Origin of the sequence: Butyrivibrio sp. INlla18 (genome assembly GCF_900103635.1) — a bacterium.
GTDB lineage: Bacteria > Bacillota > Clostridia > Lachnospirales > Lachnospiraceae > Butyrivibrio.
The window spans coordinates 25,435-38,405 of record NZ_FMXK01000016.1 but is presented as its reverse complement, the minus strand read 5'-3'; the positions used below and the strand labels follow the sequence as shown (position 1 = coordinate 38,405).

Sequence of the window (12,971 nt, the reverse complement as noted above, 5' to 3'; positions counted from 1 at the left end):
AAGTGACTAAATTATTAATTTTTTCTAACTAATTCCAGTCTATTATGCAGTCTGCATATGTGTTCTAGCGTTTTCGGGTCTTCAACTTTTTTTCCTGAAAAATAAAAATCCGTATTGCACTGACACAACATATTGTGGTAGTCCTCAAAATAAATCGCTTTATCTTGATCTGATGACATTTTAAGCCCAAGAACGTCTGCTAAATGGTGGATCGTACCATAATTTCCATCAATCAGAAGCGTATCATCCCCAAAGTATCTCCTGTACTCTGGCTTGAAATAGTTGAAATGTGTGCACCCAAGAACCAGTGCGCAATATTTATCTTTATCGAAGGCAGAGAACTGCTCCTCGATATACCCACGAACATCCTCCGAATCAAATTCTTCACGCTCAGCAAATTCAACTAGTCTAGGCATGGCAAGAAGGTCTACTCTGTGCTCTTCATCAACTCTGTGAAGAAGATCTTTGAGCTTATCTTCTCTTATTGTGACCGGAGTCGCAATGACCATTATACGCTTTTTATCTGTCACTTCAACAGCCGGTTTTACGGCAGGTTCCATACCAAGAATCGGTATATCAAATCGTCTTCGAAGTTCCTTGATCGCCACGCTGGTAGCTGTATTGCAAGCTACAACGATTGCCTCTGCTCCCTGATCGATCAAAAATTCTGCAATATTAATTGCATAACCTGTTATCTGTTCAGGAGTCTTGAGACCATAGGGCACATGCTCTGTATCTGCGTAAAATATGTATTTTTCATTTGGCAATCTGTGATAAGCTTCGTGTAAAACGGACATTCCGCCTATACCAGAATCGAAAATGCCAATCTTCATAATTGTTTCCTCTTTTGCTATACTAATGATATGAGCGAGAAAAAATTTGACGAACTACAAAAATTATATGACAACACAAAAATAGGATCTCTTGTACAGGAGATCTGTGAGTACTATGCAACTAAGGATGGTTATGAGGAAAATTCATATCAGGATGAGATTGAGCCTCCTGAAATAGTGGAATCTATCTACATTCTATTTTGCCTGCAGTCCAGAGAACAGATCCTTGATGAATTCTCTCTGGTGCAAAAGAAATATCCTACACTATACACATCTATAAAATCACTGCACGGAACTCTTCTGGTAAACATGGATTACCAGTCGCTTGAAAAAAATTGTGCTCAAAAAATTGCTGATCACGCCAAGGATACCAGTGTGGAAGAAGTCCTTTCTCACGCTGATACCTTCTCACGTTCTAGTAATACTCTTTCAGAAGCCCAGGACAGATTCTATTCCTGGCTCCACTCAAGAAGTAGATGATCTATTCTTTAAGGTATTTCATGGATGCGTAAACCTGCTGTCCCTCATATTCTACAAGAGCCCAGGAACCATCCTCTGCTACAGCTATTCTCTTAAGCTGTGTTCCCTCGTCAACAGTTCCGATCTTGGCACTGTCTGTACTTGGGCCAGAACGCAGGTTAAGAGATGATGCACCTGACACAGTTACCGTATCATTCTTTTCTACAAAACCAGTTGGAAGCGCAGTTACTTCAGTCTGCTGCTCGTCTGGATCATTGAGATATTTATCAAACACTTTCACCTTAACAGCAAAAGCTATCATAACCAAAATGAAAACACCAGTAATAATGGATGCGATCCTTACAAGGAGTTCAGGCGTAATTCCGCCGCGCTCCTCGTCTTCTTCGTCCTCTTCAGCATCCTCGTAGTCCTCTTCGTCGTACTCTTCCTCATAATCCTCTTCGACATAATCATCTTCAGGATCTTCCAAAGACTCCTTTTGTCTCTCTTTGAAGTACTCTTCTCTTTCCTCAGCGTTAAAGAAATTATACGGATCCACAATCTCGATATTATTGATCTCTGTAGTTTCTGAAAGGTCTTTTTTTACTTCTTCTTTTTTTTCAGGCTCTCTTTTTTTGTAATCTGAAAAATTAGTAATCTTATCAGCCAAAACTTACTCCTATCAATTCTGATTAAACTAAAGTGCTGACCTATTAGGCCAGCACCTTGTCTATAATTCCTTGTAATTTTGATTTATTAAGTGCTCCAACTGCTGTCTCAACAACTTCTCCATTCTTGAAGAAAGCAAACATTGGAATAGACATTACATTGTACTTCTGGGCCACATCAGGTGATTGGTCAACATTTATCTTACCGACCTTAAGTTCCCCCTCATACTCTTCAGCAAATTCATCGATCATTGGGGCCATCATCTTGCAAGGGCCGCACCAATCAGCTGAAAAATCCACCAAAACTGGTAATTTGCTCTTTAAAACTTCTTCTTCGAAATTCTGGCTGTTTAATGTGTAATCCATTATGTTGTCCCCTTTCTGCTTACAATATATTTATATATTGGATTGCCAATTGATGAGAACTTCTCCTCATACTCTGTCATCACATTACCCTCATTCATGGTCTTGTCGTGATGAAGATCGTATGTTACCGCATCTAAGTCCCAGCCTGCTGGCTCCACCTCATCAAGCGCGAACTGGAAAAGATCCTTGTTGTCAGTCTTGAACTCTACGACTCCGTCCTTTTTAAGGATCTTGTCATATCTTCCAAGGAACTCCCTTGAAGGAAGTCTTCTCTTGGCGTGTCTGTCCTTTGGCCAAGGATCTGAGAAGTTAAGATAAATCTTGCCAACCTCAGAAGGAGCAAATACATCAGTGATATTCTCTGCTTCCATTCTGATAAATTTAACATTAGGTAAAAGAAGCTGTTCCTGCTTCTGGATTGCTCTGAGAAGTACACTAGAATACTTTTCAATTCCTACGTAATTGATATTAGGATTGAGAGCTGCCATATCCATCAGGAATCTGCCCTTTCCCATACCAATCTCAATATGTATTTCATTATCATTTCCAAAGACTTCTTTTTTCCAAAGTCCTTTTTTCTTCTCTGGATCCTTGATAGTAAATTCACTATCAGCAATTACCTCTCTGGATCCCGCGATATTTCGTAAACGCATTCCATTTCCTACCTGTAATTCTTATAAAAGAATTTTACAACATTTGCTTCAAGTTGAAAAGTTCTGTTCAAATATTGTATGATTTACATATTATGAATTTATCTTTATTTACTAACAAAAAGAACTGCATATTTAAGATAATTTCAGTGCTTTTGACGATCACGATCTGCGCATGCACCTTTTCACTTGATGTTCATGCTGATACGCCCAATTACGAAGAGGCCGCAGCTGAGAGAAAGAGCCTTCCCATCCAGAGTAACAGCACTCCTAACTGGCCTGAAGGTCCGGAAGTATCTGCAGAGTCTGCTATTGTCATGGAAGTTAACACTGGAACGATCCTTTATGCCAAGAACATCCACGAAGAGCTCTATCCGGCAAGTACTACCAAGATCATGACTTGCCTTCTCGCTGCAGAAAACTCCGCTCTTAGTGATATGGTGACCTTTTCCCATGATGCAGTATTTAGCGTTCCTCACGATGGTTCCAGCATAGGTATGGACGTAGGCGAATCAATAACTCTTGAGCAAGCCCTCTACGGAATCATGGTTGGAAGTGCCAATGAGGTTGCAAATGCTGTTGCAGAGCATGTTAGCGGCAGTATAGATGCTTTCATAAGGCTCATGAACGACAAAGCCAAGTCCCTAGGCTGTACTAATACGCATTTTGCCAATACAAACGGTCTTCAAGAAGATAACCACTACACAAGTGTCTACGACCTTGCACTGATCTCCTCAGAGTTTTTTAGTAATGAACTACTTTGTAACGTGGCCAACACTCCTAGATATCATTTCGAGCCAACAGCCACTCAGCCCGACGAGTTCTATCTAAACAACAAGCACAAGCTCATTACTGGAGAGATCAAATATGACGGAATAGTTGGCGGTAAGACTGGTTACACAGACCTCGCTAGAGAAACTCTTGTTACCTGCGCTGAGCGCGATGGCATGAAGCTTGTATGCGTAGTATTCATGGAAGAGTCACCAACACAGTTCACTGATACAGTTACTCTTTTCGACTACGCCTTCAACAACTTCCATCTTGTGAACGTTGCAGACAACGAGTCCAGATATATGCCAAATGATTCCTTGTTCTTTGAATCAGAAAACGATGTCTTTGGTAAGTCAGGTAACATACTTAGCCTTGACGCTACAAGCTCCATCATTTTGCCAAAGACTTCATCAATTAACGATACCAGCTACGAAGTGTCCTATGACCTTACTGCTCAGGAAAAAGAGACATATCCTACAGCTCTTGCCAAGATAAGCTACACCTACAACAAAGTTCCTATCGGCTACGCAATGCTGTGCTACTCATTATCAAAGGCTCCAAGCGATGCTACTCTTGGCGGCAAGCACACCATTTACATTGATGTCAGGATCCTTCTTATAATTGCTGTAGCCCTAGTCATACTGCTTACTATCTTTGGTTCCGTTGGATCTAGAGCATTCCACCACCGAACCTTCAGTAGTAAGAGTGACAAGATCAGATACAGACGTAGAAAAAGAGAATTCAAACGCGGTCGTTTCAAAAACAGATTTAAATAAAAAAAAGAGGTAGAATCACTGAGGATTCTGCCTCTTTTTCACTTTCCTTTGCTTATTCTTCATATCCTCCATATCTTCTGGAGAAATAAACTTACAAGTCTTAACTACAAACAATCTTCCATTCTCAGCTTTTTTGATCCTGACCTTAGCCTTCATAAATCCATGCTTGTCGCAAAAGGCCACCGCATAATAGTGCTTGCCATTAGGAGAAAACCATTTTATCTTGCGCCTTAGATTCTTGTGGCAGATATAGCACTTGGTGCTCATGATCTCCATGTTCTCTAAGATATCTTCCTTAGTATCAAACTCACGAGAAATGTACTTCTCGTAGTTATCAAATACGATCCTGATCTCTTGTTTTTTGGACTTTGGAGTAACATAAGTATCAAAAGAGATTCTTTTTAATACCCTCTCATCAAAGGTCTTAAAGATCTCTGCTGTGTATGCAGCATCGGCAAGAGCTCTATGAAATGGTATATCACTGTCTAGCTTAAGCTCTTCAACCGCTGTAGAAAGAGCCTTTCTGGTACGGCCATCATCATAAGCAAGGCTATATAACTTCTGAACATCATAAAATGCTATAGGCCTGTCAGACAAAAGAGGAAGTCCAAAGAAATCCAGATTACTCTGAAATTCTCTAAGATCAAGCGGTCCCCAGCTACAAAACTTAGGCTCTGGTCCGCACCACTCAAGGAAATCTCTAGCAACGTCTTGAAAACTACCGCCTTCTTCGAGATCTTCCATGGAAAGATGAATGAGCTTACCTGTTATCTTGTGCATTTCCTTAAAGACCTGAGGTTTGATAAGCCTTGAAAACTCACCGATCTTTTCCCTATTTTCATTAAGTTTTACTGCGCCGATCTCAACAATCTCGAAGGTAAGTGTCTTACCATCAAGAAGTGCCGGCGTCTCACCCTGATTCCACTCAAGGTCAAAAACAATAAAATTACTCATATAACGATTCTTTCTTTAAAAGAACTTTTTAAGCCAGTTAGTAGCAAGGTCGATCCACACTTCTACTTCTGGCACCACCTCATTACCCCAGTTACTAAGAGTAAGGTCATTGGCAAGTGACAATCCATGCTCACCCTCTGGGAAAATATGAAGCTCAGTATTTATATTTTCTCTTTTAAGAGCTGTTGCAAATAAAAGAGAATTCTCAACAGGAACGCATCCATCAGTGAATGTATGCCAGATAAAAGTCTTTGGAACATCCTTGTTTACACATTTTTCCAAAGAAAGCTCTTCTTTCTTTTCTTCATATTTATCACCAAGGAGATGCTCAAATGAACCCTGATGAGCAAACTCTCCTGAAGTGATAACAGGATAGCACAAAAGAAGTCCATTAGGACGAAGCTTTTCTTTTACCTCATCTGATGTATCTCCCAAAAGAGCCTTGGAAACAAAATCTCTCTTCCACATACAGGCATAGTTTGCTGCAAGATGTCCTCCTGCAGAACATCCTTCTACAATTATAGCATCTTTGTCGACTTCCCATTCATCCGCATGTTCTCTGATAGTGAGAATAGATCTTCCTAGCTCCAAAAGAGCTGTTGGGAAAACTGCTGGAGCACATGAGTACCTAAGCACTGCTGCGTTAAATCCCTTTGCCATAAAGCTAAGAGCCATTGGCTCAGCTTCTCTATCTGAAGTGTATTCATATCCGCCCCCTGGACACAAAAGAACCAGTGGCCTCTTTGTAATCTTTAGATCATTTGAAGGCTGCTGAATATAGACTGTGAGCTTTGCATAGTCTAATGAGCCCTCTTCTGCTATAGAAAATTCCTTGTAGATCATCTTGTAACCCCCGTAATATCTAGTCTGTCCTATAAACTATAAAATGATAAAAAAATATTTGCAACACATATTGACATTTTAAATTGTGTGCAATATAATTACACTAAATTAAATGATTGATTGCGCTTACTATTATGAAAATGGAGGTCAAAATAATGGGTTTTTATGATTATTCAGTAACTGATGCTCAGGGCAACGAGTTCTCTCTTGAGAACTACAAAGGTAAAGTTGTTCTTGTTGTTAATACTGCCACAGGTTGCGGATTCACTCCTCATTACAAAGACATTGAGGAAATGTATGAGCAGTTCCATGAGCACGGCTTTGAAGTTCTTGATGTTCCTTGTAATCAGTTTGCAGGACAGACTCCTGGTTCTGATGAAGAGATTCACGAGTTCTGCCAGCTTCACTACAACACCAAGTTCCCTCAGATGAAAAAGGCTGATGTAAACGGCGAGAATCAGCTTCCTGTATTTAAGTTCCTTAAAGAGCAGAAGGGCTTTGAAGGCTTTGGAATCGGTCCTGCTGCCCTTGCAATGAATGTTATGCTCAAGAAGATTGACAAGGATTACAAGAAAAATCCTGACATCAAGTGGAACTTCACAAAGTTCGTAGTTGACCGCGAAGGCAATGTTGTTGCCCGCTTCGAGCCAACTGAGAAAATGGAAAAGGTTGCTGCTTGCGTAGCATCCCTCATCTGATCCTTCTTAAATAAACTTCTTAACTGATACGAAAAGGCGTCCTTTACGTGTTACGTTTTGTTGTCCCAGGTAAATGAATTTGCCATGGCCACGAACTGACACCCGGGCGCCTTCTTTTAGATCATAGCCGCCGCTGTAGGCAGTTCTTCCATCAATAAAAACAGATTCAGATTCAATCAGTTTTTGTGCTTCTGACCTCGATAAGTGATATACAAATGCTAGAATCGCATCTATTCTCTCAGAAGCAACGCTTCCTTGTATCTCCTCAAACTCAGGTCTGATGTCACACTCACTGGCGTTTACAATTTCGCACTTAACAGAAGTGTGCCTGATCCTTATGAGCTCTTTACATATCATCTGAGCAATCTCAGGTGTTGCAAACACGTAGGCCTGCTTGTCTCCAGATAAGATATCTCCTATCTGATCTCTTTCTATCCCAAGATTCATAAGGCTTCCAAGATAATCTCTGTGATTTAGATCATCTGAAAATTTGCTGTTTACTGGCTTTATGCTGACACAACTTAGAACCGTCTGCTCACTTTTTTCAGATAAAAGAAATGTCTCTTCATCCATGTATTCTGGTAAAAAACAGACCATCGCTCTTTCAGCGTCATCAAATCCGCCATAGATCACATACCTTGCGCCGCAGTATTCATGCACGTTTGAGGATACTCCTTCGCTAGCAAGGATCTGATGAAACATAGCGATTTCTGAAACAGACAAAAAGTCTGTATGCGTTATAAAGTTGTTCATATATGCTCTGGTAGCAAGATCTTTTACCCTGCCAGCCAGAAAATCCCTTGATTTTTCTTCCATTTTTATCCAATCTCTTCAAGCATCTTTTTGTAGTCCAGCTCTTTTCCGTTTAGAATCGCCTCTCTTAGCTTGTCATTAACATCGTAAGCCATCTTAAGAGAAAAGAACTTGTGGCTTTCCTCCATAAGTTTAAAGAAGATTTTGTCTCCCTCCCACAGATTAAGACCATACACATCCTTCTTTTTTACCCACTCAAGTTTGCCCTCATCACACTCTTTTGGCTCGCCCCCTGGGCACTTAGCTGTAAAAAGAGACATAAGCTCATAGTCGCCTCTGTCAGAAATGAATGTGATGATCGCACGGTAGTCGATCTCATCTAGTGGTATGTCATATCCTGACTCTTCAAATATTTCTCTTTTGATGCACTCCTCTGGACTCTCATTGTCCTCAAAATGTCCGCCCACACCAAGCCACTTATCCTTACTAAGATCGTTCTTCTTGGAAATTCTATGAAGCATCAAGTATTCATCATCTCTTTCTATGTAACAAAGAGTTGTAAGTCCTTCTCTTTTTGCCATGATAACCCTCCAATAATCTACTGTCTTTACATCATAATATACATTTCCGGATAATTGCACAGTTTTTCTGAATTATTATATAATTATTGCTAGACAATTTGCTTTATTACGTTTCATTTAGGAGGCATTTATGGAAAATAGACCTGTTGGTAGAAAGAAAAACGTAGGAACAGGCGGCTCCGGCGTCCACAAACGTGGTGAAGGCCTTGGAAGCGGCCCTGTTGGAAATAGTTCAGGATACTCATCCGGACCATCCTCATCTGGCGGAGGTCCTCAGAGATCTGGTGGAAGAAGCCCACTCTTTATGATCATCGTCCTTGCGATACTGATTCTTGGAGGTGGCGGAGGCCTTACTTCACTCCTTGGAGGCGGCGGATCTGGTTATTCAGACTCATCAACCACGCAGCAGTACTCAAATACAAACAGCCAGACTTCAACTGGAAGCGGCACTTCATCACTTTCAACTCTTAGCCAGCTCTTTGGCGGATATGGTTCATATTCCGGCGGAAGCTCAGCATCAGCAGCCTGGAGCGAAACTCCTAACACAGGTAAGCTGGACACATCCGTAGCTTCAAACGCCCGCGCCAAAAGAACTGTCATAAAAGGTAACGGTGAAGACACAGTTACTATCATGGTCTACATGTGCGGTGCTGATCTTGAATCCAGAAGCGGCATGGCTTCCAAAGATATTCAGGAAATGCTAAAGGCTGACCTTGGAAATAACATAAATCTCCTCATCTATACAGGTGGCGCTAGGCAGTGGCAGAACAACGTTGTTTCAAGCTCCACAAACCAGATCTATCAGATAAAGAACGGAAAGCTCAATCTCCTTGTTGATAACGTTGGAAATCTTCCAATGACCAAGCCAGATACACTTTCAAGCTATATTAAATGGGCAGCTAGTAACTACCCTGCTGACAGATTTGAGCTCATCTTCTGGAACCACGGCGGCGGATCAACAGGTGGATACGGTTATGACGAGAAGTTCGCATCAGCTGGCTCCATGTCCCTTGCAGGCATCAATACAGCCCTCAAGGATGGCGGCGTAACCTTTGATTTTGTAGGCTTTGACACATGCCTCATGGCAACTGTAGAGAACGCCCTTGTAGTTTCAAACTACGCTGATTACCTTGTTGCATCTGAAGAGACAGAGCCTGGTGTTGGCTGGTACTACACAGACTGGCTCACAGCCTTTGGTAAGAACACTTCCATGGACACCCTGGAGATTGGTAAGAACATCATCGACTCCTTCACAAATGCCTGTGCTCAGACTTGTCCTGGTCAGAAGACAACTCTTTCTCTTATTGACCTAGCTGAACTCTCACAGACAGTTCCTCAGGAGCTTACAGACTTCTCCAAAGATACTGCAAACATGATCAACAGCGACGAATATTCAGCAGTATCTACAGCTCGTAGCAGTAGCCGTGAGTTTGCTTCATCCTCAAGGATCGATCAGATTGACCTTGTAGATTTCGCTAACAGAATGGGAACTACTGAGGCAAAAGAGCTCGCAAATGCCCTTAAGAGCTCTATCAAATACAACAGAACAAGCTCAAACATGACAAATGCGTACGGCCTTTCAATCTACTTTCCTTACAAGCAGAGCAGCAAAGTAGATTCCATGGTCAATACCTATGAAAACATCGGTATGGATGAAGATTATGCCAAGTGTATCCAGAGCTTTGCCACAATGGGCGTTGCCGGACAGGTTGCATCAGGCGGAACTTCAACTCCTATGCCATCACTCTTTGGTGAGCTTTCTCAGGGAAGTGGTAGCGGTGATGCTACAGCTGAAGTGATATCTCAGCTCCTTACAACCTTCCTTTCAAGTGACTTTAGCAGTATTTCAGGCCTTTCATCCTCCAATACCTCTTTCCTTGGTAAGTCTCTTGATGTTGAAAAGGCAGCAAACTACATCGCAGCTAACCAGTTTGACACCTCAAACCTCATCTGGACTCAGAACTCTGATGGTCAGGATGTTATAAGCCTCTCAGAAGATCAGTGGTCCCAGGTAAAAGACCTTTCTCTTAACATGTTCTACGATGACGGAGAAGGCTACATTGATCTTGGACTTGATAATACACTTGAATTTGATTCAGAAGGAAACCTCGTTGCTCCATCAGATAAGACATGGCTTGCAATCGACGGTCAGATCGTTGCTTACTACGTGATCGATGTTCAAGGCGATGAGAATAGCTATGCTATCACAGGTCGTGTCCCTTGCCTCTTAAATGGCGAAAGAACTAACCTCATCCTTGTGTTTGATTCAGAAAATGAAGATGGATATGTTGCAGGAGCTTATTACGATTACGTTGAAGGCGAGACAGATACTGTAGCTAAGAACCTTACAGAGATAAACGAAGGCGACACTATCGATTTCCTCTGCGATTACTATAGTTATGACAAGCAGTTCCAGGATAGCTACTATCTTGGAGAGCAGATGACAGTTTCACATCCAATGTCAGAAATGGTCATCAACAACCTTCCTGTAGGCGATGGCGATGTTCTCGTAACTTATCGCTTTACAGACCAGTTTGCACAGAACTACTGGACTCCAACAATTAAGTACTAATTTTCGTTTAATATATGCTATACTAGTCCCATGAGAAAAGCTTGAAAGGGGATTTACAACATGATTAACGGAATGAGTCTTATCACAGGTCTTATTGTAGGTGCTATCGCAGGATGGCTTGCAGGCAAGCTTATGAACAGTGAAGGAAGCCTTCTTAGAAACATAATTCTTGGTATTGTAGGTGGTTTCGTGGGTAACCTGGTTCTTGGCCTTGTTAATATCCACGGAAGCGGCATCCTCGGCAACATCGTTGTAGGTGTTATCGGATCTTGCATCGTAATCTTTGGTGGTAAGAAGTTACTTAAATAAAATGATCCAAAATAATTAGGGAACTTTTTGAATGTAATCCACTCAAAAAGTTCCCTAAAATATTTCTATGAACTTTTAATCACTTATCTATAGGTCTTATCTCACCTTTATCAACTAATCTAAAGAAGGCATCCACAACCTCAGGATTAAGCTGGGTTCCGGAGACCTCTCTAATTGTTGATAGTACCTTGTCGAAATCCATTCTCTTGCGGTATGGTCTGTCAGAATACATTGCATCAAAGCTGTCTGCGACTGCGATGATGCGGGCCACATCTGGAATTTCATCTCCTGCAAGTCCGTTAGGATAGCCTTTGCCGTCATATCTTTCATGGTGGGCTCTCGCGCCTATTGCTAGTTCTGGTACAACGCTTATATCCTTAAGAACATCATTTCCTTTTACGGTATGGGATTTGATAACATCATATTCTTCATCTGTAAGTTTACCTGGTTTATTGAGCACAGCTTCTGGGATTCCGACTTTTCCTACATCATGAAGTAAACCAATGCGATAGTACTTTTCTACAGTTTCATCGTCATATCCCATCTCTTTGGCAATCATGGCTGTGTACTTGGCTACTCTCTCTGAATGGCCGTTGGTATACTTATCCTTCATATCTATGACTTTGGCAAAAGCTTCTGATATCTCGGATGCAAGGGCCGCACTTTCCTTCTGTTTCTTTTTGAGAGATTCAATATGGTCCTGATACAGATAGATTCCCATAAATGCAGTAAACAGCACTACTCCAATACGAGAAAAAGTCAGACTTCCGTAGCTCTGGAAAAAGTAATAACGTGTCAGATCTATTCCTGCGCCTAAAATACTGACGCAAAGGCCCCACATCATAGTACGCAGAAGTGTAGGCTTGATCATTTTCTGACGTATAGCCCTAAAGACGATCACTGCAGCTATCATAAAGGCAACTACTATAATGAATTGAGAAACATATACAAGATGGTAATAGTCTGATAATCTGCTTTGTGTTAGTCCAACTTGAAGGAAGAAATTCAAAAAACATACTATTAACATTCCAAACAAAAGCTTTGAATGTGATTCTCCTGTTGTGCTGGAAAAAAATGAAAGCAATTGGAAGGGAACAAAAATGAGACATGCATATTCCGCAACTCTGATAATTTCAGGATGACCTGTCAGCACCTGAAGTAGAAGCGTATCATTAAGTCCTATAAATCCAACTAATACGCAGGTTATTCCAAAGGATATGAAGTCAATACCTGTTGATTTCATAACAATTTTGCCCGTTACTCCTGCTATAACGAAAAGGAACCCAATTAGTATAGTTGTCATACATTGGCAAAATGAAAAGAGATTTCTTCTAAAGACATTCGTCATGTACTGTCCAGCATCACTAATAGCTATCTCTCTTATACCTGCCGGTTCATTTGAAAAAACAGGTTCAAGGTCCAGCCTTAAATCTGTACTGCCCGCAGGAATTGCAATGGTATGATATTGCATACCATAAGAGATACCTAAAAATCTTGATAGCTCAGGGGTATAATCATAGATCAAATCATCCGATGCATATACTTTGAAATTGGTGTCGATTGATTTAAAACAGATGGCCATTCCATCAACGTTCATCTGACTTACATCCAATGTAACCGCATGCTCTCCCAAAGCAATATCATAAAGGTCGACTGCCTGTCCACTTTCATCAGTCCAACCTTCATTGATATTACCAATCATATTGGCATCCCTATGTTTTTCATGATTGCCTGTTGC

At 41.2% G+C, this 12,971-nt stretch carries 14 protein-coding genes; 5 read left to right on the top strand and 9 right to left on the bottom strand.

All coding sequences use genetic code 11. The features are described 5' to 3' along the window. Window positions 1–14 precede the first annotated feature (14 nt). Window positions 15–833: a glutamate racemase gene (gene murI / locus BLS24_RS11970; RefSeq protein ID WP_091759413.1), complete on the bottom strand. Its 819-nt coding sequence runs from the start codon at window positions 831–833 to the stop codon at window positions 15–17. 30 nt (window positions 834–863) lie between these two features. On the opposite strand from murI, the gene BLS24_RS11965 reads away from it, so the two are divergent. Beyond that, the gene (locus BLS24_RS11965; protein ID WP_091759410.1) at window positions 864–1,313 is read left to right on the top strand and encodes a hypothetical protein; all 450 of its coding nucleotides are present in this window, start codon (window positions 864–866) and stop codon (window positions 1,311–1,313) included. A gap of 1 nt (window position 1,314) precedes the next feature. Here BLS24_RS11965 and BLS24_RS11960 read toward each other — a convergent pair whose 3' ends face one another. The 3 genes from BLS24_RS11960 to trmB are packed head-to-tail and all read right to left on the bottom strand — an operon-like array spanning window position 1,315 to window position 2,979. Then, window positions 1,315–1,962 (bottom strand): SH3 domain-containing protein, encoded by a 648-nt coding sequence (locus BLS24_RS11960; protein WP_091759407.1) that lies wholly within the window; start codon window positions 1,960–1,962, stop codon window positions 1,315–1,317. Window positions 1,963–2,005: 43 nt separating this feature from the next. After that, window positions 2,006–2,326 carry a thioredoxin gene (trxA, locus tag BLS24_RS11955; protein ID WP_071177323.1) on the bottom strand — a complete coding sequence of 107 codons (321 nt, stop codon included), beginning with the start codon at window positions 2,324–2,326 and terminating at the stop codon, window positions 2,006–2,008. Then, window positions 2,326–2,979, bottom strand: coding sequence for a tRNA (guanosine(46)-N7)-methyltransferase TrmB (gene trmB, locus BLS24_RS11950; protein WP_091759404.1), 654 nt, complete (start codon window positions 2,977–2,979; stop codon window positions 2,326–2,328). The genes trxA and trmB overlap by 1 nt, the downstream gene beginning before the upstream one ends. Before the next feature lie 92 nt (window positions 2,980–3,071). Between trmB and BLS24_RS11945 the strand changes: the two genes are divergently transcribed. Beyond that, window positions 3,072–4,523: a D-alanyl-D-alanine carboxypeptidase family protein gene (locus BLS24_RS11945; protein WP_091759401.1), complete on the top strand. Its 1,452-nt coding sequence runs from the start codon at window positions 3,072–3,074 to the stop codon at window positions 4,521–4,523. A 15-nt stretch (window positions 4,524–4,538) separates the two neighbouring features. On the opposite strand, the gene BLS24_RS11940 is transcribed toward BLS24_RS11945, so the two are convergent. Then, a complete protein-coding gene (locus BLS24_RS11940; RefSeq protein WP_091759399.1) occupies window positions 4,539–5,477 on the bottom strand; it encodes a 3'-5' exonuclease in 939 nt (312 codons plus the stop codon). Window positions 5,478–5,492: 15 nt separating this feature from the next. After that, a complete protein-coding gene (locus BLS24_RS11935) occupies window positions 5,493–6,320 on the bottom strand; it encodes an alpha/beta hydrolase (RefSeq protein ID WP_091759397.1) in 828 nt (275 codons plus the stop codon). A gap of 155 nt (window positions 6,321–6,475) precedes the next feature. On the opposite strand from BLS24_RS11935, the gene BLS24_RS11930 reads away from it, so the two are divergent. Continuing rightward, window positions 6,476–7,018 (top strand): glutathione peroxidase, encoded by a 543-nt coding sequence (locus BLS24_RS11930; protein WP_091759395.1) that lies wholly within the window; start codon window positions 6,476–6,478, stop codon window positions 7,016–7,018. A 6-nt stretch (window positions 7,019–7,024) separates the two neighbouring features. Here the strand turns inward: BLS24_RS11930 and BLS24_RS11925 are convergent, their stop codons facing one another. Beyond that, window positions 7,025–7,834 (bottom strand): YlmH/Sll1252 family protein, encoded by an 810-nt coding sequence (locus BLS24_RS11925; protein ID WP_091759392.1) that lies wholly within the window; start codon window positions 7,832–7,834, stop codon window positions 7,025–7,027. Window positions 7,835–7,836: 2 nt separating this feature from the next. After that, the gene (locus tag BLS24_RS11920) at window positions 7,837–8,352 is read right to left on the bottom strand and encodes an NUDIX hydrolase (RefSeq protein ID WP_091759389.1); all 516 of its coding nucleotides are present in this window, start codon (window positions 8,350–8,352) and stop codon (window positions 7,837–7,839) included. Window positions 8,353–8,482: 130 nt separating this feature from the next. On the opposite strand from BLS24_RS11920, the gene BLS24_RS11915 reads away from it, so the two are divergent. Together BLS24_RS11915 and BLS24_RS11910 are read left to right on the top strand one after the other, a co-directional pair. Continuing rightward, a complete protein-coding gene (locus tag BLS24_RS11915) occupies window positions 8,483–10,924 on the top strand; it encodes a clostripain-related cysteine peptidase (protein WP_091759387.1) in 2,442 nt (813 codons plus the stop codon). Between the two features lie 60 nt (window positions 10,925–10,984). Then, the gene (locus tag BLS24_RS11910; protein WP_242872290.1) at window positions 10,985–11,233 is read left to right on the top strand and encodes a GlsB/YeaQ/YmgE family stress response membrane protein; all 249 of its coding nucleotides are present in this window, start codon (window positions 10,985–10,987) and stop codon (window positions 11,231–11,233) included. A gap of 79 nt (window positions 11,234–11,312) precedes the next feature. Here the strand turns inward: BLS24_RS11910 and BLS24_RS11905 are convergent, their stop codons facing one another. After that, window positions 11,313–12,935, bottom strand: coding sequence for an HD-GYP domain-containing protein (locus BLS24_RS11905; RefSeq protein ID WP_242872289.1), 1,623 nt, complete (start codon window positions 12,933–12,935; stop codon window positions 11,313–11,315). Window positions 12,936–12,971 lie beyond the last annotated feature (36 nt).

Coding starts and splice junctions, on each gene's coding strand:
- trmB (WP_091759404.1), bottom strand. CDS start 2,979: ATGCGTTTACGAAATATCGCGGGATCCAGAGAGGTAATTGCTGATAGT.
- BLS24_RS11935 (WP_091759397.1), bottom strand. CDS start 6,320: ATGATCTACAAGGAATTTTCTATAGCAGAAGAGGGCTCATTAGACTAT.
- BLS24_RS11925 (WP_091759392.1), bottom strand. CDS start 7,834: ATGGAAGAAAAATCAAGGGATTTTCTGGCTGGCAGGGTAAAAGATCTT.
- BLS24_RS11905 (WP_242872289.1), bottom strand. CDS start 12,935: ATGATTGGTAATATCAATGAAGGTTGGACTGATGAAAGTGGACAGGCA.
- BLS24_RS11920 (WP_091759389.1), bottom strand. CDS start 8,352: ATGGCAAAAAGAGAAGGACTTACAACTCTTTGTTACATAGAAAGAGAT.
- BLS24_RS11910 (WP_242872290.1), top strand. CDS start 10,985: ATGATTAACGGAATGAGTCTTATCACAGGTCTTATTGTAGGTGCTATC.
- murI (WP_091759413.1), bottom strand. CDS start 833: ATGAAGATTGGCATTTTCGATTCTGGTATAGGCGGAATGTCCGTTTTA.
- BLS24_RS11965 (WP_091759410.1), top strand. CDS start 864: ATGAGCGAGAAAAAATTTGACGAACTACAAAAATTATATGACAACACA.
- BLS24_RS11940 (WP_091759399.1), bottom strand. CDS start 5,477: ATGAGTAATTTTATTGTTTTTGACCTTGAGTGGAATCAGGGTGAGACG.
- BLS24_RS11930 (WP_091759395.1), top strand. CDS start 6,476: ATGGGTTTTTATGATTATTCAGTAACTGATGCTCAGGGCAACGAGTTC.
- BLS24_RS11945 (WP_091759401.1), top strand. CDS start 3,072: ATGAATTTATCTTTATTTACTAACAAAAAGAACTGCATATTTAAGATA.
- BLS24_RS11915 (WP_091759387.1), top strand. CDS start 8,483: ATGGAAAATAGACCTGTTGGTAGAAAGAAAAACGTAGGAACAGGCGGC.
- trxA (WP_071177323.1), bottom strand. CDS start 2,326: ATGGATTACACATTAAACAGCCAGAATTTCGAAGAAGAAGTTTTAAAG.